The organism is Paraburkholderia dilworthii (genome assembly GCF_000472525.1).
GTDB classification, from domain to species: Bacteria; Pseudomonadota; Gammaproteobacteria; order Burkholderiales; family Burkholderiaceae; genus Paraburkholderia; species Paraburkholderia dilworthii.
Genome location: NZ_AWZT01000001.1, coordinates 367,710 through 388,379 on the forward strand (window position 1 = coordinate 367,710; position 20,670 = coordinate 388,379).

Here is a 20,670-nt window from a genome sequence, read left to right on the forward strand (position 1 = left end):
GGATATACAGCCATGTCGTCATTTGACCTGCGCCTTCCGGCGCTGCGGAATGCATACCTTGCCGGGACCCTTGCGCCTCGTACTCTCGTGAATGAACTTCTTCGGAAAGCCGCGGACCTGAATGCCGAGTTCAACCTCTTCATTCATCTTCTGAGCGAGGAAGAAGTCGCGCCATACCTCGATTGGCTCGATCGGCAGAACATTGAGAACCTGCCGCTTTACGGCATTCCATTCGCTATCAAGGACAACATTGACCTCGCCGGTATCCAGACCACGGCTGCGTGCCCGGCTTTCACGTACACGCCCTCTGAGTCGGCGACGCTGGTTGAGCAACTGATTGCGCTCGGCGCCATCCCGCTCGGAAAGACCAATCTCGATCAGTTCGCCACCGGTCTTAACGGCACTCGCTCGCCTTATGGAAAGTGCCGCAACAGCGTGCATCCGGCCTATCCATCGGGCGGTTCCAGCGCTGGTTCGTCGCTGGCTGTTGCGCTCGGTGTCGCCAGTTTTGCGCTTGGCACCGACACGGCGGGTTCCGGCCGCGTGCCTGCCGGACTGAACAATCTCGTCGGACTCAAACCGACTAAAGGTATTTTGTCGACGGCGGGCATAGTGCCCGCTTGCCGCACCCTCGATTGCGTGACGTTCTTCACGGCCACAGCGGAAGAAGCGAGCGCGCTTCTCTCGCTGACTGCGCTGACCGATCCTCGCGACGCATACAGTCGCAGGAATCCGCAATGGAATTCAGCGCGGGCCTTTGGCACGCCGACTGCGTTTCGATTCGGTGTTCCTTTGCAACTGGAGTTTGCGGGATGCGAGGAGAGTCCGGCGCTATTCGCCAAGGCTCGCGCGATGCTTGAAGCAGCAGGGGGCGAGGCTGTCGAGATCGACTTTGCGCCGTTTGTTGAAGCAGCGAATCTTCTCTATCAGGGTCCGTGGGTTGCGGAGCGTTACAGCGTGGCGGGCGAGTTGATGTCGGCGAGGCCGGACGCTGTGCTTCCAGTGATTCGCGACGTGCTGGCGAAGGCGCCGGGCGCAACCGCCGTCGAATTGTTCCAGGCCCAATATCGCCTTCAGGCATTGAAAGCTCGTTGCGATGCATTGATCGAGACATTGGACTGCGTCCTGACACCGACGTATCCGCGCCCGGTGACGCTCGCTGAACTGGAGCGAGATCCGATCGGGCCGAACTCATTGCTCGGCTACTACACGAACTTTATGAACCTGTTGGACTACGCGGCCGTCGCCACGCCGACAGCATTCATGAAGAATGGCCTTCCGTGGGGTGTGACCGTTTTCGGACGCGCTTTTACCGACCAGTATCTGTTGGGCATTGCGGACCTTTTGCAACGGACAAGCGGCATCGAATGCGTTGGAGGAAACAGGATAGCGCCGTCCGAGCGACGTCCGGCGACAAACGATCGAATGCTCGTCGCGGTTTGCGGCGCGCACATGCAAGGCTTGCCGCTGAATAGGGACATGCTTTCTCGCGGCGCGGTTTTGCTTCAGTCCACGCAGACCGCGCCGCATTATCGCCTTGCAGCGTTGCCAGCGTCGCAGGATGGCACTCGGCGTCCGGGGCTCTGGAGAGTTGACAATGGCGGCGTCAAGGTCGAGGTCGAAGTCTGGAAGATGCCCGCCTCGGAGTTTGGCTCGTTCATCGCGACGGTGCCATCGCCGCTGGCTCTCGGCAAGATCGAACTATCGGATGGCGTGTGGGTGACCGGTTTCCTGTGCGAACCGTATGGCGTTCAGTCGGGGACCGATATCTCCGAATTCGGCGGATGGCGAGCATGGCTCGCCAATGAGCGCGGCGTCAACGCCTGAGCGCGGAGTCCGGCTTGAGAGCCGTTCTTGCGATGTCACGCGTGAACGACGGGTTGCTCTGCGCGATCTGCACGTACTCTGTCGCCCGCCCGCCCGCCCGCCCGCCCGCGCACCGCACGAAGACTCGAAGCCGCGGGCCTGGCTGTACTGCGGAATCGAGCGACCGCGCCGCGGCCGGCCCGTAGCGCAGCAGAATGTCGTTTTGCTGCTAGCGGACGTCGCGTTCGCGGCATGCGGGCGAGGCGGCGGACCGCTACATTCGAAAGAAGGAACCCCGCCACGTCGCTACAACCGTGCCGCACACGACGAACGAGACTCAGCCCGAATGAAACAGGCACGCGAACCGGCGGCCCGTCAGCCGACAGGCGCGTCCTTTTTATCGGACGCGCAACCGCTTGCCGACCGGTGGCAAAACGGTGCTTCGGNCAACGCGGCTACCCAGCCGGGTCAGCAGATTCCCGGCGCCGCGCCTGCCGCGCCCGCCGCGCCTTTTCTGGAGCCCGCGCCGGTCGTCGGCAGCTTGCGCTCGACCGCGGTCCTGCTGCTGGCCTACGCGATTCTCATCACCGGCAACGGCCTGCTCGGCACGCTGATCTCGCTGCGCCTCATCCAGCAGCAGGCGCCGTCGATTGTGGTCGGTGTCGTGCAGTCGGCGTATTACATCGGCTTCCTGCTGGGCGCTGTATATGGCGGCGCGCTCATCACACGCGTCGGTCATCACCGCGCGTTCGTCACATTCGCTGCGGCCTCGGCATGCTGCGCTCTCGGCTACGCGGTGTGGGACGCGGCCGCGATGTGGGCCGGTCTGCGGTTTGTCACGGGCTTCTGTCTTGTCGGCATCTTCACGGTCGTCGAAAGCTGGTTGCATCAGGTCGCGAGCAACGCTCAGCGGGGCCGCGTATTCTCGACCTATCTGATCACCAATTATCTCGGTGTCGGCACCGGGCAGTTCCTCATTGGGCTCGCGGATCCGGGCAGCTTCGAGCTCTTCAGCGCTGTCGCCGCCTTGTTCACAGCGTCTTTGATCCCGGTCGCCCTGGCAGGCACTGCGCCTGCAATCGCCGGCACGCCCGACGCTTCCTCTGCGGCATACGGCTCGCGTCTCGCGCGCGGCGTCTCCGGCCTACAGACCATTTATCGGTGGGCGCCGCTCGGCGTGGTCGCGTGCCTCTCGGCTGGCGCGCTCAATAGCGCGTTTTATACGATGCAGCCGGTGTTCATGCGGCGCGTCGGCTATGCGGTGCCGGACGTGTCGCACTTCATGGGCTTCGCGCTGCTCGCCGCGCTCGTGCCGCAATGGCCTGTCGCGCGGTTCGCCGACCGGTTCGACCGGCGCAAGGTGCTGCTGTGTCTCGCTGTCGCCGCGGGATCGCTGAGCGTGCTGCTGTTCCTTCTACGCGATGACGGCTTGATCCGGGGCTTCGGCTATCTGTACGTGGCGGTGGCCTTCTCGATGTACGGCGTCGTCACATCGTACGTAAACGACTGCATCCCCGCCAATCAACGCATCGCAGTTAGCGCCGGTCTGCTGCTGATCTTCTCGGTGGGCGCGAGTGCCGGGCCCACACTCGCCTCCGCGACGATGGCCGCAGCGGGTCCGGCTGGCCTCTATCTGTTCACGGCGCTCGTCACAGGGGCGCTCGCCACGCTGACGATACGCAGCGTTTGGCGTCGGCAAGCGCGATAACGCAAGCTCTGTGTGCTGACAGGCGACGCGTGTGAAGCGTCGCACAGTGAAGCGTCGCGCGGCGTGCCTTCGCCGGGTACACCCTCGTCGCGCACCTTCCCCAGTTCCAGGATTCTGTCACGGCGGCGACCTGTCGCTTCGAGGATCAGGATTAACCCTATCGGCGCGCCGCTGGACGCAAGCCCCGCAAGGAAAATGCCCCGCAGCAAAATTGCGATGTCGCATTCGTGACAAACGACGTCGAATGCAGATGAAGGGTTCCGAGTTTTGTCCGGATATCTTTGCCGCATAGCGAAGCACACCGACACACGCCTGCAACAGGCCGTCAACGCCGGAACGGGAGACAACGTGGAAACCCTTGCTTTCATGCTCGATAACCTTGCATCGATCATCAGGCTCACCGTCGAGCACATAGAGATCGTCGGCGTCGGTGTCGGCCTCGCCATTGTCACGGGCGTGCCGCTCGGCATCGTGATTACGGCCAATGCACGCGCCGCGAAGATCGTGTTGTACCTCGCGGCGATCCTGATGACCATTCCGTCCGTCGCGCTGTTCGGTTTGATGATCCCGGTCCTGTCGGTGATCGGCCAGGGCATCGGCTTTCTGCCGACGGTCATCGCGCTCTTTCTCTATTCGCAACTGCCGATTGTGCGCAACACGTACACGGCGATCACCAACATCGACCCTGCGCTGCGCGAAGCGGCGCGCGGCATCGGCATGACTACGCGCCAGCGTCTGTGGAAAGTCGAGATTCCCATTGCGCTGCCCATCATCATGGCGGGCGTGCGCATGGCCGTGGTGATCAATGTCGGCATTGCCGCCGTCGCCGCTTATATCGGCGCGGGCGGGCTCGGCAAGCTGATCAGCCGCGGCATTTCCCAATCGGACCCGCGTCAGCTGATTGCCGGCGCGATTCTCGTGAGCGTTCTTGCCATCGCCGCCGACTACGGCCTCGGCTGGGTGCAACGTCTGCTGACGCCGAAGGGCCTTCGCAGTCCGTCGCGGACCGGCAGACTCGCATTGCGTCTCGGCGCGTGGGCGTCGTTCCGTAAATCTCCTCATCACGCGCAATAACCATGATCAAGCTCTCCAGCATCTCGAAGCGCTATGAAGGCGCGAGCGCCCCGGTGGTCGACGGCATCGACATGGAAGTCGGCGCGGGCGAAATCTGCGTATTGCTCGGCCCGTCAGGCTGCGGCAAGACGACCACGTTGAAGATGATCAACCGTCTGATCCAGCCGAGTTCGGGCAAGATTTTTATCGACGGCCGCGATACCGACGAGTTCGAAGTGGTCGAATTGCGCCGCCAGATCGGCTACGTGATCCAGCAGATCGGGTTGTTCCCCAACATGACGGTCGAGGAGAACATCAGCGTGGTGCCGCGTCTGCTCGGCTGGGACAAAGCGAAGGCAAAGCGCCGCGCGGCCGAGTTGCTGGAGATCGTGGCGCTCGATCCGTCGATCTATCTGTCGCGCTATCCGAAAGACCTTTCGGGCGGCCAGCAACAGCGCGTCGGCGTAGCGCGCGCGCTCGCCACCGATCCGCCCGTCATGCTGATGGACGAACCGTTTGGCGCAATCGACCCGATCAATCGCGAGTTGATCCAGGACGAGTTCCTGCGCATCCAGCAGCAGGTGAAGAAGACGATCATGTTCGTCAGCCACGACATTGACGAAGCGGTGAAGATGGCCGACCGCATCGCCATCTTTCGTGGAGGCAGGCTGGAACAGTTCGACACGCCCGACACGATTCTCGCAAGGCCCGCGAGCCCGTTCATCGCCGGCTTTGTCGGCGCGGACCGCGCATTGAAGCGGCTGCGCCTCGTGCGTGCCAAAGACGCTTTGTCGGCCTGCGACTGCGCCGCCCGCGTGGGCGACAGCAGCGACCGCGCGCGGGCGTTGCTCGAACTGCACGGCGTCGAGCAGATCGTGTTGCTCGATGCCGCGGGCAAACCGCAAGGCTATCTCAGCGCTGCGGAACTCCGTGCGATCGACGGCACGCTCACGGCGGCGCACGCGAGACCGGTGCAAGGCGTTGCGCGTCATAGCGACGACTTGCGCAGCGTGATTTCGTCGATGTTCGCACTGGGGCAATCCTGGCTGGCTACTGTCGACGACGAGGGCCGCTTCGTCGGTTACGTGAATCAGGCGCACATCGTCGACATGTTGCGTCTGCCTGCGGAGACCCGCGCATGAAGACGCTGCTTTCACGCTGCGCTGTCCTGTTCGCTTGCGCTGCGCCGCTGCAGGCGCGCGCGGACAACTGGCTTCTATCCATTGCGCAATATCGCAGCGATATCGTCTACCAGTCCATCACGCAGATGACGATGGTCGCCATCGCAGGCGGGCTCGCAATCGTCGTTGCGGTGCCGCTCGGCATCTATCTGAGCCGCGAGTCGGGCAAACACGCGCGTGTCGGTCAGGCGCTGCTGCAGACGCTTAACATGGGGCAGGCCGTGCCGAAACTCGCGCTGCTCGCGCTCGCCATGAGCGTGCTGGGCATCGGGCGCTGGCCGTCGATCTTCGCGTTGTGGGTGGCCACCTTGCTGCCGATCGTGCTGAACACGCTCGAAGGCTTGCGCGCCGTGCCGCGCTCGCTGATCGAAGCGGCCACCGGCATGGGTATGACACCGAGACAGGTTCTGTTGCGCGTCGAATTGCCCAACGCGCTTTATGTGATCTTCGCGGGTATTCGCACCGCGCTCGCTATCACCGTCGGCACGGCGCCGCTTGCATTCCTGGTGGGCGGTGGCGGGCTCGGTGAACTGATCTTTACCGGCATCGACATGAACGATTTTTCGATGCTGCTGGCGGGCGCCATTCCTACCGCGGCGCTCGCGGTTCTCACCGACGTGCTCATCGGCCAGATGCAGGTACATCTCGTGTCGCGCGGCGTCACTCCCCAACGCTAGTTCAATCACACGCATACGCGTTTTCTTCGAGGACATCATGAAGACTACTTTTTTCAAGCGGGCGTGCGCGCTCGTCGCTCTCTCTTTTGCATCCTCCTGGGCCGTCAGCTGTGCGGCGGCCAGTATCGTGGTCGGCGGCAAGAACTTTACCGAACAGCAACTGCTCGCCGAAATGACCACCGAGCTATTGCAGGCGAAGGGCTTCACCGTCACGAAGAAGGACGGCCTGGGCAGCGCGGTGCTGCGCGCGGCGCAGGAGAATGGACAGGTCGACGTGTATTGGGAATACACGGGCACGTCGCTGATCACGTACAACAAGATCAATGACCGCCTTTCGCCCGAAGACACATACAAGAAGGTAAAGGAACTGGATGCGGGGAAGGGCCTGGTGTGGCTCGACCCTTCTCGCGCTAACAATACCTATTCGTTCGCGATGAATCAGGACGAAGCGAAGAAGCTCGGCATCGTGACGCTTAGCGATCTCGCGAAGGCCATCAAGTCTGGCAAGACGCTGAGCTTCGCGTCGAACTCGGAGTTCTATGCGCGCCCGGACGGGCTGCGTCCGCTGCAAAAGCTCTACGGCTTCGAATTTTCGCAGGACGAAGTGAAGCGGATGGACTCGGGTCTCACGTATCAGGCGCTGAAGGACCGTCAGGTGGACATTGCGCTCGTTTTCGCGACCGACGGCCGCGTGCCCGCATTTAACTTCATCATTCTCAAGGACGACAAGGGCTTCTTTCCTTCCTATGCGCTGACGCCCGTGATTCGCAAGGCGACGCTCGACGCGAACCCGAAGCTCGGCCCGATCCTCAACTCGCTTTCGGCAAAGCTCGACGCGCCGACGATGGCTCGTTTGAATGCATCCGTCGACGTGCAAAAGAAATCGTTCAGCGAAGTCTCGCATGATTTTCTGAAGCAAGCGGGTCTGCTGTAACGCTCGCGCCCCGACCCAACCTGAGAGACAAGAACATGCCTTCGTCTTCCCTCGACGCGCCGCGGGACAGCGCGCTGAAAGTCGCCGCCGCGCAGATCGACAGTTCATACGGCGATCTCGACGCCAACCTCGGCAAGCATCTCAGCATGATCGCAGAAGCGCGCCAGCGTGGCGTCACGATGCTGCTGTTCCCCGAATTGTCGCTGTGCGGACATAGCGCGGGCAAAGACGCGCTGCAGCTTGCACTGCGCGTCGATCATCCGGCCATTACGGCGCTTGCGCAAGCGAGCGTCGGTCTCCATACGTCATTTGGTTTCATCGAAGAAGCGCCTGGCGGCCAGTTCTACAACAGCCAGGCGACTGTGACGCAGGGCAGGATCGTGCACGTGCATCGCAAGATTCAACTGGCGACCTACGGCAAGCTGCGCGATGGGCTGTATTACGCACCGGGAGCGGAACTCGGCGCATTCGGCATCGACCGCGACTGGCGCGTCGCCACGCCCATCTGCAACGACCTGTGGAACCCCGCGCTCGTGCACGACCTGATGTGCGACGGCGTGACGCTGCTCGCCGCGCCGATCAGTTCAGCGCGCGAGGCGGTGGGCGGCGGCTTCGACAATCCGTCCGCATGGGAACTGAACCTGCGCTTCTATGCAGTGAGCTACGGGGTCGCCGTGGTGATGGCGAACCGGATCGGCACCGAAGGCATGCTGCGTTTCTGGGGCGGGTCGCGCATTCTCGATCCGTTCGGCAACACGGTCGCAACGGGTTCGACGACCGACGAAGAACTGGTGGTCGGCGAACTCGACTATGCAGCGCTGCGCGAAGCGCGCTTCCTGCTGCCGACCGTGCGCGATTCGCGCGTCTACGCGGGCCGCGGCATCCGTGCGGCTCATTCACCCGTCAACACCTGAAGCGTCGTCTGCCATGCAAGATTTTCTCCTTACCGACGAAGACCGCGCGTTTCGCACTGAAGTACGCGCCTTTTTGCAACGCGAACTCGCGCCGCGCGCCGCCGATATAGAAGAGCGCCGCGACTGGGACGCCGTCAAGCACGTGGTGCGCGCATTGGCTCAAGCCGGCTATCTGCGGCTCATGTTTGCGGACCTGTATCGCGGCTCGCTGAAAAAGCCCGGACTCACGCACGCGACGATATTGTCCGAGGAAGCGTCCGCGATCAACTATGCATTTGAAACCACCATCGCTACGGCGCTGAGTTGCGCGTACCCGTTGCATCGTCACGCGAGCGAGGCACTGCGAGAAGCGTATCTCGAACCGATTCTGGATGGCCGCGCGGTCGGCGCGATCTGCGTGACCGAGCCCGGCACAGGCAGCGATTCCGCGGACATGCAAACGCGCGTCGAATACGACGCACGTACCGACGAATGGGTGGTCAACGGCTTCAAGCGCTATATCTCGAACGCTTCGGTAGCGGACGTCTATATCGCCTACGGCATCACGCCGCGCGATGGCACGTCGAAGCCGGGCATCACCGCGGTGGCCGTGCCGAAGGACGCCGGCGGTATCAGCTTTCCGCGCAACTACACGTTCATGGGCCGGCACGGCTGCATTGTCGGCGAGGTCAAATTCGACAATTGCCGCGTGCCTGTCGACCATGTGTTGGGCGGCGCGGGCGAGGGCTCCGCGATCATGCGCGGCATGTTCAACTTCGAGCGCGCGATTCTGGGCGGCTCGGGCCTCGGCGTCGCGCGTAGTGCGTTCGAAATCGCGCGTGCGCATGCGCAAAGCCGCAAGACATTCGGCCAATTCCTCGGCTGCAAGCAACTGATCTGGGACAAGATCGCTCAGATGAGCTGGCGCATCGACGCCGCCGAACTCATCACCTACCGCGCCACCAAGATGTACGACGCCGGCGTCGACGGCCGGGCACTGATGAAGGAAGCGGCAATGGCCAAGCTCGTCGCAACGGAGACAGCGAATTTCTGTGTCAACGAGACGGTACAGATATTGGGTGGCGATGGCCTCACCAAGGAATACGGCCGGGCCGAACAGCTGTATCGCGACGCGCGCGCGCTGACGATCGTCGGCGGCACCTCGGAAATGGCGAAATACCTGATCGCCTCGCGCGATCTCCCCGATCTGAAGATCAACCTCTGAGCGCATTCCATTTCCATCATGCTGACCATTACCTCGCTGTTCGAAAACACGGTCGCGAAGTACCCGGACCGTCTCGCGCTGGTCTGCGGCGACGCGCGCTTTACCTACGCGCAGTGGGACGCGCGCGTACGCGGACTCGCGCAGGCGCTGTTCGACCTGGGCGTGCGGCAAACGGACCGCGTTGCCATTTTCCAGAAGACGTCCGACGCAACGGCCACCGCTTATCTTGCCTGCCAGTTGCTGGGCGCAATTGCCGTGCCGATGAACTACCGGCTGTCCGCGAACGAAGCGGTATTCATCATCCGCGATGCCGGTGCACGCGTGCTGATTTACGACGATTCGATGCAGCCCGTTGTTGCAAAGATCGAACAGGGTCTGCCCGATCTGCGCATTTATGTGCGTGTAACAGGGCATGGCAACCACAGCGATGAACCCGATCGCCACGATGCGCCTTCGTATCATCACGACTTCGATGCGCTGATAGACAGCACGCGCCATCGCGATGCGCCGCTACCCACGCTCATGCCCGACGATATCTCCGCGCTCGTCTACACGTCGGGCACGACCGGGCGCCCGAAAGGCGCGATACACACGCATGGCAACGACGTCGCGATCGCCACGAACTGCGTGATGGAGTACAGCCTGACGAGCACCGATTCCGCGCTCCATATCGCGCCGCTTTACCACGTCGGCGGCATGCAGGCGTATTTCCTGCCGCACCTGATGGTCGGCGCGGCCAACATCGTGCTGCCGCGCTACGATCCGCAGCGCACGCTCGCCGCGATCGCGCAACATCGCATCACGACGCTCTTCGCCGTGCCGACGCAGATTCAGGACATGCTGTTCCATCCGTCATTCACGCAGACCGATCACAGCAGCCTGCGGATGATCACCACAGGCGGCGCGGCCATTCCCGCCGCAGCGATGCAACGGGTGATCGATGAGTTCTGTCCGAACGTGTACAACGGCTACGGCATGACGGAAGCGAGCCTCACGCTGCTTCTGCATCCACGCGATGCACTCTCGCGCCTCGGCTCCTGCGGCAAGCCGACGCTGATCAGCACCTGCCGCGTCGTGACGAACGACCCCGCGCGCGCCGTGCCGTCGACGGAAGCCGTCGTGTCCGGCGAAGTAGGCCAGCTGATCGTGCGCGGCCCGCAACTGGCGCGCGCCTACTGGAACAATCCAGTCGAAACGGCCAGGAAGTTCCGCGACGGCTGGCTCTATACCGGCGATCTGTTCAGCGTCGACGAAGGCGGCTATTTCCACTTCCGCGGTCGTGCCGACGACATGATCGTCTCGGGTGGCGAGAACATCTATCCGCGAGAAGTCGAAGAGGTGTTGTATCACTGCCCTGGCGTGCAGGAGGCCGCGGTGATCGGCGTGCCGGACGCGAAGTGGGGCCAGGCGGTGACGGCGTTCGTCGTGCGCAGCGACGCGCAGTTGACGGAAGACGCGATCATCGCGTTCTGCAAGGCTAGTGACGACCTCGCGCCGTACAAGCGGCCGAAGAAAGTGCTGTTTGTGGAGCGCTTGCCGCTGAATCCGAGCGGCAAGGTGCTGCGGCGCGAACTGGCCGCTTCGGTGGACCAGAATCTTTTGCGAACGGGAACGCGATCATGAACGAACCGGTACTTTACGAACTGGACGGCGGCGTTGCCACAATCACGCTGAACCGCCCCGAAACGCGCAACGCACTCACCGAAATGGACGTGGTCGATGCGCTGGTGGAGAGCCTCGAACGCGCGCAAGCCGATCTGCACGTGCGCGCGATCGTGCTAACGGGCGCGGGTCCCGCGTTCTCCTCGGGCGGCAATATCAAACACATGCGCGACGAGGTGGGCACGTTCAGCGGTAACTCGGCGCAAATACGCGAGAACTACCGGCGCGGCATTCAGCGCATTCCGCGCGCATTCCATGAACTCGACGTGCCTTGCATCGCCGCCGTCAACGGACCGGCGCACGGCGCGGGCTGCGATCTCGCACTGATGTGCGATATCCGTATCGCGGCGCACAGCGCGCTGTTCGCGGAAAGCTTCGCAAAAATCGGCATTATTCCCGGCGACGGCGGCGCGTGGTTGCTGCCTCGTGCAATCGGCCTCTCGCGTGCAGCCGAGATGATTTTTACGGGCACGCCCATCGACGCTCAATGCGCGCTCGACTGGGGCCTCGTATCGCGGGTCGTGCCCGACGCGGAGTTGTTGTTAGCGGCGAAGGAACTGGCGGCACGCATCGCGAGCAATCCGCCGAACGTGCTGCGCATGAGCAAGCGACTCATTCGCGAAGGACAGCGGATGGACCTGCCGAGCCTGCTGGAACTGTCGGCGGCTTTCCAGGGAATCGTGCATCGCACGGCGGATCATCGCGAGGCGCTCGCCGCGACTTTCGAGAAGCGCGCGCCGAGCTACACCGGCGATTGATGCCGGTGTAACCGGTCAATCGCAACGAACGAGGCGATGGACCGGCGCGGCGCAATATGCGAGAGTTTCGCCAACTTTGTCAATCCAGCATGGACATGCGCAGGAAAATTAACGACGAGATGCCGCAATCCGCCGCCGCCCGCCATGTGCAGTGGCCAACGGCGGTGGAGGGCGCACTCGCCGCCGCGCAAACGGAAAGCACGGCGGATTCCAGCGACGAGCGGCCGGCCGATACGCAACGCATCGGTTTTTTTCTGGTGCCTAACTTCTCGATGATGGCGCTCAGCTCCGCGAGCGAGCCGCTGCGCGCGGCTAACCGGATGAGCGGCAAGCCGCTGTACAGCTGGCATCTCATCAGCGCCGACGGCGAGCCGGTGTCCTCGAGTTCGGGGTTCTCGTTGCAGCCGGAATCGGCGATGACCTCGTCCATTGCTGTCGATCAGCTGTTCGTGGTGGCGAGCATCGGCGTCGAAAACTATCGCAATGAGCGGGTGTTCGATTTTTTGCGCCGCTACGCCGCGACAGGCAAACCGCTCGGCGGCGTGAGCCTCGGCACGATGATCCTGGCGCGCGCCGGGCTTCTCGACAAGCGGCGTTGCACGATTCATTGGGAAGCGTTGAAAGCACTCGCCGACGAATTCCCCTCGTTGGCCGTCACGCGCGACCTCTACTGCATCGACGGCGACCGGCTTACCTGCGGTGGCGGCACCGCCGCGATCGATCTGATGCTGGACGTGATCGCTCGCGCGCATAACCATCGGCTCGCCGCCGATGTCGCCGATCAGTTTCTGCATACGCGTATTCGCGCGTCGCAGGAGAGCCAGAAGATGGCGATTCAGTGGCGCTATGGCATCGAGGACCGGCGCATCGTCAATGCGATTACGCTGATGGAGCAGAACATCGAGCGCCCCGTTCCCGTGCAGACGCTCGCCTCGCTGGTCGGCATCTCACCCCGCCAGTTCGAACGTATGTGGCTCAAGCACTTCGAGATGGGGCCCTCGCAGTTCTACCTCGGCGTGCGCCTGAAAGCGGCGCAAAAGCTCCTGCACGAATCGACATCTTCCATTTTCGACATTGCAATGCAGTGCGGATTTGCCAGCGCGTCGCATCTGGGGCGGTGTTATCGGAGGGTCTTTGACGTCACGCCCGGACAGGAACGCGCCGCGAGGGGCAAGTGAAGCTGCCGTGGCGACGGTACGCCTCCCCGCCTGGCGCGCAATGTGCGTCTGGCTGCTCCTGGAGCTTCTGGCTTCATCCTTTCTGACGATGGTGCCTGCTGTCAGCCGTCCCAGGACCCGCTCCCCGAGCGTTCGCGTCCAAACGGTGTCCGGAAAAATGCTGTATCTTGGCCAGTCGTAGTGAACGGCCGCGGACAACGGAATGAGGGAAACACCTGTGCCGGCGGCAGTTTGATGGATTTGGCACGATCACAATAGAGCACGCTATACCTATGTTAAGAGAAGATAATCTGCCGACCAGCGCCGTCGCGCCGGACGATGCCGCGCCGTCGTCGCTGCGTTCGTGGCTCGCAGTTGTCGCCGTTGCAATCGGCGCCTTTGCATTCGTGACGACCGAGTTTTTGCCGGTCGGTCTGTTGCCCCGCATTGCGGCGGATCTCGGCGTGTCGCCTGGCACGGCCGGTTTGATGGTCACCGTGCCTGGTGTAATTGCCGCGATCTCCGCGCCGGGCCTGATGCTGGTCGCGGGCCGCATGGATCGGCGGCTCGTATTTCTGTTACTCACTGCTTTATTGCTCGCATCGAATCTGATTTCGGCATTTGCGCCGAACTTCAGTTTGATGCTGGTGGGCCGCGCGTTGCTCGGCGCCGCGCTGGGCGGCTTCTGGACTCTCGCGACCGCAGCGTCGGGGCGTCTCGTGCAGCCGAAAGATTCGGCGCGCGCAATGGCCACGATTCTCACCGGCGTCACGTGCGCAACGGTGATCGGCGTGCCGCTCGGAACCTTCATTGCGAGCTTCGCGTCGTGGCGCGCGTCGTTCATGGCGACAGGCGGCCTCGTCGCGACTGCGCTCATCGCGCAGTTCGTGTTCGTGCCGTCCTTGCCGTCGGGCGCCGCATTGCGTCTGCACGATCTCGTTTCGCTGCTGCGCAGGCCCCATCCGCGCAGGAGTATGCTGATGGTCGGGCTCGTATTCGGCGCGCATTTTTCGTCGTACACGTACATCACGCCGTTCCTGCTGCGCAATGCAAATCTGACGATGCCCACGATTACCTGGCTGTTGCTCGGCTTCGGCATCATCGGCTTCTTCTCGAACTTTGCCGTGTCGTCGACAGTTACGCGCAGCCTGAAAATCTCCCTTGGCGCGATGATCTCTCTGCTGATGTTCGCGCTCATCCTGCTGCCGGTGTTGCAGCATTCGTCGATCGGTGTCATCGCGCTCGTGCTCGCTTGGGGCGTTTCTTTCGGCGCGTTGCCGCTTTGCTTCAGCATCTGGATTCAGCGCGCGACGCCCGATTCTCCGGAAGCCGGCTCTGCGCTGTTCGTGAGCATCATTCAGGTGGCGATCGCGGCCGGCTCGCTCGTCGGCGGCATCGTGGTCGATCAGGTGGGCATTTCCACCGACTTTCTGTTCGGCAGCGCGCTGGCGTTGCTGGGACTGGCGGCGCTCGCGAGCTTCGGCAGAAGCAGCGAGGGCAAGACCGCGCCTAAAGCGGTGGCTTGCAGGGAGTGCAGTGCGGCGTGTGGCGACTAGTCGCGCATCGGGGCCTGCGCGCATGACGCGGGTATTGATTTTTCCGCGAGCGCCCGCAGTTTCATTTGCTGACTATCCATACGCCCGACACGCCGGCGAGTGCTGACCGATGAAAGACAAGCGGATGAAAAAGACGGAATCGACGCAGCCGTCTGCCACGCGAGCAGAACTGCTGTGCTTCCTTGTGGCGATCGCAGCGGCGTCGTATGCACTCAGTGCACAGTGGCGTGTGGATCACGTCGTCCAGTGCTGCCGCCAATGGCTCGCGAAAAACGACATGACCATGCACTGGCTCGAGCGCGTAAAGATCGGACAACTCGCTTTAAAGATCGCGAGCCAGGACCTGAAGGAAGCAGGTGTGGCAGTTCGACTGTCGAATGTGCAGGCACTCTTCACGAGCGAAATGGAACTGAACGAAGCAAGCACAATGGTTCAGCGAATGATGGCGCTTTGCCAGGAAGCGCTTTGACATGGCGTTATCGATGAGCGGTCGCGACGGGCATCGCGGCTAAGCATCGCAATTGCAGTAACCCTCCCTGTACTCCGCTAGCCGGAAGTCTCTTCGCATTGGCGCGGCACGCTCGCCGCCATTCCCGATTCACTTTTGTTATCGACCTTTCGAATTCTCGGATTGTTACGGCATCGCGTCGCTCGTATATTGGCGTGAAGCGGAACACGGCACTAGCGGCTACAACAACCGGGACGCACGTCAACGCGTGCGACAAGAGACACAAATGAATCGAATCGATCTGGAAGGACGCGTTGTCGCGATCACCGGCGGCGCGCGAGGCATCGGCTATGCAGTGGCGCAACGGGCGCTGAACTCGGGGGCGTCGGTCGCGCTATGGGACGTCGATGCCGAACGTCTCGCTAGCAGTCAGCGTGAGCTCAGCGAACTCGGCAAGGTCACCGCAGTCACCGTCGAGCTCACCCAGGAAGCGGCTGTCGCGCAGGCCGTCGCACAGACGGTTGCCGATCACGGCGCGGTCGACGTGCTGATCAATTGCGCGGGCATCACCGGCGGCAACGGCACGACATGGGAACTGGAGCCGGATGTTTGGCGCCGCGTCATCGACGTCAACCTGATCGGGCCGTATCTGACGTGCCGCGCAGTTGTTCCGCAGATGCTCAAGCAAGGCTACGGACGGATTGTCAACATCGCGTCGGTCGCGGGCAAGGAGGGCAATCCGAACGCCTCGCACTACAGCGCGTCGAAGGCGGGGCTTATCGGGCTGACGAAATCGCTCGGCAAGGAACTTGCGACGAAAAACATTCTGGTCAACGCGGTTACGCCTGCCGCCGCCAAGACCGAGATTTTCGATTCGATGTCGCAGCAGCACATCGACTACATGCTCTCGAAGATTCCGATGAACCGTTTCCTGCTTCCCGAAGAAGCGGCGTCGCTGATTCTTTGGCTCGCATCCGAGGACTGCGCGTTCAGCACCGGTTCGGTGTTCGACCTGTCGGGCGGACGCGCGACTTACTGAGCGTGAGCGCGCGGCGGCGCCGATATGTGAATGTACGGCGCCGCGGACCATACGAGCCGCAAGCAGCACACCACACAAGAACCGCGCAGCCGCCAACGCAGGCTACGCGAAGGAGACGACATGGACCCGCATGCGAGCGCTTCACTGGAGGCGATCAACAGCAAGGTAATGCGCAGGCTTTTGCCGTTCCTGCTGCTGATGTACGTGCTGGCGTTTCTCGACCGCGCGAACATCGGCTTCGCACAGAAGGCGCTGCAACACGACACTGGGCTTTCGAACGCAGCGTTCGCGTTCGGCGCGGGCGTATTCTTCGTCGGCTATGCATTGTTCGAAGTGCCAAGTAATCTGCTGCTGCATCGTGTCGGCGCGCGTGCGTGGATGTGCCGCATCATGGTGACGTGGGGCCTCGTATCGGCCGCGATGTGTCTCGCGCATACCGCGACGGCGTTCTACACGCTGCGGTTTTTGCTGGGCGTCGCCGAAGCCGGTTTTTTCCCCGGCGTCATTTATTACCTGACGCACTGGTTTCCTCAGCGTGCGCGTGCGCGGGCCGTTGGCGTGTTCTATTTCGGCGCGCCGTTGGCGTTCATTTTCGGCAGTCCGTTGTCGGGCTCGCTGCTCGAATTGCATGGCGCGCTCGGTTTTGCTGGCTGGCAGTGGCTTTTTCTCGTCGAAGGCATTCTGGCCTCGCTGGTCGGTGTGTGGGCGTTCTGGTATCTCGACAATCGTCCGGAAAACGCCCGCTGGCTTAACGTGGACGAACGCGCGAGCTTGCGCGCGGCTCTGGACGAAGACGCGCGTGCAGCGTCCGCACATGGGCCGCATCGCATTCTCGCCGCGCTGGTGGATCGCCGCGTGTTGCTGCTCTCGCTGATCTATCTGCTGATTCAGATGAGCGTCTACGGCGTGATCTTTTACCTGCCGCAACAGGTGGCCGCTTTGCTCGGCACGGCGGTGGGTTTTCATGTCGGTGTCGTCGCCGCATTGCCTTGGCTGTGCGCACTCGCGGTGACCTGGTATGTGCCGCGCCGCGCGGATCGCACAGGCGGGCATCGTCGCTGGGCGTCTGCGTTGCTGGTTGTGGCGGGTCTTGGCATTGGCGTGTCGGGTCTTGCGCATAGCGCTGCGATCGGACTGATTGCATTGTGTTGCGCGGCAAGCGGCTTCATCGCGGCGCAACCGCTTTTCTGGACCTTCCCGACGCGCCTGCTAACAGGTGCGGCTGCGGCGGGCGGCATCGCGCTGATCAACTCGCTGGGCAGTCTGGGCGGCTTTATCGCGCCCAGCTTGCGCACGGCTGCGGAGCGCGCGTTTTCCTCGACATCCGCGGGACTGGTCGTGCTGGGCGCGTGCAGTGTGCTGGCCGCGCTGCTGATCGGTACGCTACTGCGTCGCGACGGCGCAGAGGCATCCGGCAAATTCCACGACTTGCTGCACCGCGCCCGCTAGGCGCATTTCCGGCGACACGTTCGACGCCCATTACGGAGCTTCTCTCTCATGGCCATGCCTACTATCCGGCACGTGCGTGCCTTCATCGTCCGCGGCGGCGGAGCGGACTATCACGATCAGCCCGGCGGACACTGGATCGACGATCACATCTCCACGCCGATGGCGCGCTATCCCGAGTATCGCCAGAGCCGCCAGTCGTTCGGCATCAATGTGCTCGGCACGCTGGTGGTCGAAATAGAAGCGAGCGACGGCACGGTCGGCTTCGCGGTGACGACGGGCGGCGAGATAGGCGCGTTCATCGTCGAGAAACATCTCGCGCGTTTTCTTGAAGGTCAACTCGTGACCGACATCGAGAAAATGTGGGATCAGATGTATTACGCCACGCTTTACTACGGGCGCAAAGGCGTGGTGCTCAATACGATTTCCGGCGTCGATCTCGCGTTGTGGGATCTGCTCGCGAAGGTGCGCAAGGAGCCGGTGTATCAACTATTGGGCGGCCCCGTGCGCGACGAGCTCGTGTTTTATGCGACCGGCGCGCGTCCCGATCTCGCGAAGGAAATGGGCTTTATCGGCGGAAAATTGCCGTTGCAGCATGGCCCCGCCGAAGGGGAAGCCGGGCTCAAGCTCAACCTCGAAAAACTGGCGGACATGCGCAGCCGCGTGGGCGACGACTTCTGGCTGATGTACGACTGCTGGATGAGTCTCGACGTGCCGTATGCCACGCGGCTCGCGCAAGCCGCACACGAGTACGGACTGAAATGGATCGAAGAGTGCCTGCCGCCTGACGACTACTGGGGTTACGCCGAACTGCGCCGCAACGTGCCGCGCGGCATGATGGTGTCCACGGGCGAACACGAAGCAACGCGTTGGGGTTTTCGCATGCTGCTCGAAATGCAATGCTGCGATCTGATTCAACCTGACGTGGGCTGGTGCGGCGGCATCACCGAGTTGATCAAGATCTCGGCACTTGCGGATGCGCATAACGTGATGGTCGTGCCGCACGGTTCGTCGGTGTATAGCTATCATTTTGTGGTCACGCGTCATAACTCGCCATTTTCCGAGTTCCTGATGATGGCGCCTAAAGCCGACGAAGTCGTGCCCATGTTCACGCCGCTTCTACTCGACGAACCGGTGCCCGTGAATGGACGGATGAAAGTGCCCGACACGCCCGGTTTCGGCGTGCGGCTCAATCCGGAATGCGCGCTGGTGCGGCCTTATCCGCGTTGATGGACCGCCGCATTCCAGGTTCACTCAGCAAAGGAGAATGACGTGCTGCTCAAGGACAAGGTCGTGATCGTCACCGGTGGCTCGCGTGGCATTGGCCGCGCGATAGCCGTCGCGTGCGCAACCGAAGGCGCGGACGTTGCGATCAACTACTGGGGCGATAACGACGCGTCGTATGGACGCCGTTCCGCCGTCGCGGAAGTGGTCGAGGAAATCGAGGCGCTCGGGCGGCGCGTGATTGCGATCGAGGGCAACGTTGCCGCGCGCGAAACGGGGCAGCAACTGGTGCGACAGACCGTCGAAGCATTCGGCAAGGTCGACGTGCTCGCAAGCAACGCCGGCATCTGTCCGTTTCATGCGTTCCTCGACATGCCCGCCGAAGTTTTGGAGTCGACAGTCGCGGTCAACCTGAACGGCGCGTTCTATGTCACGCAAGCGGCCGCGCAGCAGATGAAAGCGCAAGGTACAGGCGGGGCGATTGTGGCGACGAGTTCGATCAGCGCGCTGGTAGGCGGTGGCATGCAGACCCATTACACGCCGACCAAGGCGGGCGTCCATTCGCTGATGCAGTCATGCGCGGTTGCGTTGGGACCGTACGGCATCCGCTGCAATTCGGTGATGCCCGGCACGATCGCGACGGACCTGAACGCCGAAGATCTCGCCGACGAAGCCAAGAAAGCCTACTTCGAAAAGCGCATTCCGCTGGGCCGTCTTGGCCGTCCCGAAGACGTGGCCGATTGCGTGGTGTTCCTCGCATCCGACCGCGCGCGCTATGTGACGGGCGCGGCGCTGCTCGTCGACGGCGGCCTGTTCGTCAATCTGCAATGACGCGCAATGCCGATTTCAGCTGACCGGGGCGGAAGCGATAACGGGCTGCGTGGACGCGGCGGTGTCCTCGCGTGCGAGACGCCGCGAGAAGCCGCGCAGCAGTTCGATGAAGCGCAGCGCCGGTTCCGCGAGCGGTTCTTCCTTGCGCGTGAGAATGCCGAAACCCGCGAGGCTTTTGCCGATTTCGAGCGGCAACGCAACCAGCAGTTTGCCGCGCAAATGATCGCGCACGACCGACTCCGGCAGCATCGCAATCGCATCGTAGTTTTCGAGCAATTGCAGCGTGGCGAAGATCGACGCGCATTCGGTGAGATTGACCGGCGTCGCGAGTCCGGCGCGCGCGAGCTCTTCCTCGAACAGCACGCGCGCCGGGCTGCTCACCGGCTGTGCAACCCACGGCCAGTCGATCAGTTCGCGCAACGTGATACGCGCGCGGCTCGCGAGCGGATGCACCGAGCGCACCACGAGCAGCAAGGTCTCGCGCGCGAGCGGCTCGAAACTGAAATCGTTGTGCTGCAAGGGACTTGTCAGGCGGCCAAGCGCCAGATCGACTTCGCGGCGATGCAGCAACTGCACGACCTGGTCGCTGGTTTCGCCGAGAATGCGCACGTTCAGCAGCGGGCTTTCGGTTTTGAGCGCGGCCACCGCCATTGCCATCAGATCGGGCGCGGCGCCCATGATCGCGCCAACGGTCAATTGCCCATGTCCGCCACGGCGTTTGACTTCCAGGTCTTCGGCGAAACGCGTGAGTTCGGCGAGCGCACGCCGCGCATAGGCCAAGGTGACGACGCCCAGCGGCGTGGGCGTCATGCCGCGCGCGTTGCGCTCGAACAGCAGAAAGCCGAACGCTTCTTCGATATCGCCCAGCATGCGGCTCGCGCTCGGCTGCGCAACGTTCACCGCTTCGGCGGCCTGGTGGAGATTGCGCGCGTCGTCAAGCGCGACGAGCAGCGCGAGGTGCTTGAACTTGAGCCGATTGACGAGTGCGACGGTTGCTGAGAGTGGGCTCATGGTTCCGGTGCGATTCGGTTTGTGGATCGCCCAATCCCAACAACGGATTGAGATGCTATCG

Annotated in this window: 19 protein-coding genes; 17 read left to right on the forward strand and 2 right to left on the reverse strand. The window is 62.7% G+C overall.

Going from position 1 to position 20,670, the window contains the following annotated elements; translation table 11 throughout:
* Positions 1-12: 12 nt before the first annotated feature.
* The 10 genes from atzF to F759_RS0102055 all read left to right on the forward strand — a co-directional run bounded on the left by atzF (position 13) and on the right by F759_RS0102055 (position 11,897).
* Complete coding sequence (atzF, locus tag F759_RS0102010) at positions 13-1,827, forward strand: allophanate hydrolase (protein ID WP_027798362.1); 1,815 nt, start codon at positions 13-15, stop codon at positions 1,825-1,827.
* Positions 1,828-2,152: 325 nt separating this feature from the next.
* Entirely contained in the window at positions 2,153-3,514 is a 1,362-nt protein-coding gene (locus tag F759_RS0102015; protein WP_027798363.1) for an MFS transporter, read from the forward strand.
* Positions 3,515-3,862: 348 nt separating this feature from the next.
* The gene (locus F759_RS0102020; RefSeq protein ID WP_027798364.1) at positions 3,863-4,588 is read left to right on the forward strand and encodes an ABC transporter permease; all 726 of its coding nucleotides are present in this window, start codon (positions 3,863-3,865) and stop codon (positions 4,586-4,588) included.
* 2 nt (positions 4,589-4,590) lie between these two features.
* The gene (locus F759_RS0102025) at positions 4,591-5,709 is read left to right on the forward strand and encodes an ABC transporter ATP-binding protein (RefSeq protein WP_027798365.1); all 1,119 of its coding nucleotides are present in this window, start codon (positions 4,591-4,593) and stop codon (positions 5,707-5,709) included.
* Entirely contained in the window at positions 5,706-6,425 is a 720-nt protein-coding gene (locus F759_RS0102030) for an ABC transporter permease (protein WP_027798366.1), read from the forward strand. Before F759_RS0102025 ends, F759_RS0102030 begins: the two co-directional genes overlap by 4 nt.
* A 37-nt stretch (positions 6,426-6,462) precedes the next feature.
* Complete coding sequence (locus F759_RS0102035) at positions 6,463-7,359, forward strand: glycine betaine ABC transporter substrate-binding protein (RefSeq protein ID WP_027798367.1); 897 nt, start codon at positions 6,463-6,465, stop codon at positions 7,357-7,359.
* Between the two features lie 35 nt (positions 7,360-7,394).
* Positions 7,395-8,273: a nitrilase-related carbon-nitrogen hydrolase gene (locus tag F759_RS0102040; protein ID WP_027798368.1), complete on the forward strand. Its 879-nt coding sequence runs from the start codon at positions 7,395-7,397 to the stop codon at positions 8,271-8,273.
* Between the two features lie 13 nt (positions 8,274-8,286).
* Entirely contained in the window at positions 8,287-9,477 is a 1,191-nt protein-coding gene (locus F759_RS0102045) for an acyl-CoA dehydrogenase family protein (protein ID WP_027798369.1), read from the forward strand.
* 18 nt (positions 9,478-9,495) lie between these two features.
* The gene (locus F759_RS0102050; protein ID WP_027798370.1) at positions 9,496-11,100 is read left to right on the forward strand and encodes a class I adenylate-forming enzyme family protein; all 1,605 of its coding nucleotides are present in this window, start codon (positions 9,496-9,498) and stop codon (positions 11,098-11,100) included.
* Complete coding sequence (locus tag F759_RS0102055) at positions 11,097-11,897, forward strand: crotonase/enoyl-CoA hydratase family protein (protein WP_027798371.1); 801 nt, start codon at positions 11,097-11,099, stop codon at positions 11,895-11,897. The genes F759_RS0102050 and F759_RS0102055 overlap by 4 nt, the downstream gene beginning before the upstream one ends.
* A gap of 79 nt (positions 11,898-11,976) precedes the next feature.
* Here the strand turns inward: F759_RS0102055 and F759_RS43915 are convergent, their stop codons facing one another.
* Complete coding sequence (locus tag F759_RS43915; protein ID WP_244438783.1) at positions 11,977-12,327, reverse strand: hypothetical protein; 351 nt, start codon at positions 12,325-12,327, stop codon at positions 11,977-11,979.
* On the opposite strand from F759_RS43915, the gene F759_RS0102060 reads away from it, so the two are divergent.
* From F759_RS0102060 to F759_RS0102090, 7 genes are all read left to right on the forward strand, one after another.
* Positions 12,218-13,075, forward strand: a complete 858-nt coding sequence (locus F759_RS0102060; protein ID WP_244438782.1) for a GlxA family transcriptional regulator — start codon at positions 12,218-12,220, stop codon at positions 13,073-13,075. The genes F759_RS43915 and F759_RS0102060 overlap by 110 nt on opposite strands.
* 272 nt (positions 13,076-13,347) lie before the next feature.
* Positions 13,348-14,610: an MFS transporter gene (locus F759_RS0102065; protein ID WP_027798373.1), complete on the forward strand. Its 1,263-nt coding sequence runs from the start codon at positions 13,348-13,350 to the stop codon at positions 14,608-14,610.
* Positions 14,611-14,734: 124 nt separating this feature from the next.
* Positions 14,735-15,079 carry a hypothetical protein gene (locus tag F759_RS0102070; protein ID WP_027798374.1) on the forward strand — a complete coding sequence of 115 codons (345 nt, stop codon included), beginning with the start codon at positions 14,735-14,737 and terminating at the stop codon, positions 15,077-15,079.
* A gap of 265 nt (positions 15,080-15,344) precedes the next feature.
* A complete protein-coding gene (locus F759_RS0102075) occupies positions 15,345-16,097 on the forward strand; it encodes an SDR family NAD(P)-dependent oxidoreductase (protein ID WP_027798375.1) in 753 nt (250 codons plus the stop codon).
* A gap of 120 nt (positions 16,098-16,217) precedes the next feature.
* Positions 16,218-17,546, forward strand: a complete 1,329-nt coding sequence (locus F759_RS0102080; RefSeq protein WP_027798376.1) for an MFS transporter — start codon at positions 16,218-16,220, stop codon at positions 17,544-17,546.
* A 48-nt stretch (positions 17,547-17,594) separates the two neighbouring features.
* Positions 17,595-18,773 (forward strand): L-rhamnonate dehydratase, encoded by a 1,179-nt coding sequence (gene rhmD, locus F759_RS0102085; RefSeq protein ID WP_027798377.1) that lies wholly within the window; start codon positions 17,595-17,597, stop codon positions 18,771-18,773.
* A 42-nt stretch (positions 18,774-18,815) separates the two neighbouring features.
* Positions 18,816-19,598: an SDR family NAD(P)-dependent oxidoreductase gene (locus F759_RS0102090; protein ID WP_027798378.1), complete on the forward strand. Its 783-nt coding sequence runs from the start codon at positions 18,816-18,818 to the stop codon at positions 19,596-19,598.
* 15 nt (positions 19,599-19,613) lie between these two features.
* Here F759_RS0102090 and F759_RS0102095 read toward each other — a convergent pair whose 3' ends face one another.
* A complete protein-coding gene (locus F759_RS0102095) occupies positions 19,614-20,609 on the reverse strand; it encodes a LysR family transcriptional regulator (protein ID WP_027798379.1) in 996 nt (331 codons plus the stop codon).
* Between the last annotated feature and the right edge of the window lie 61 nt (positions 20,610-20,670).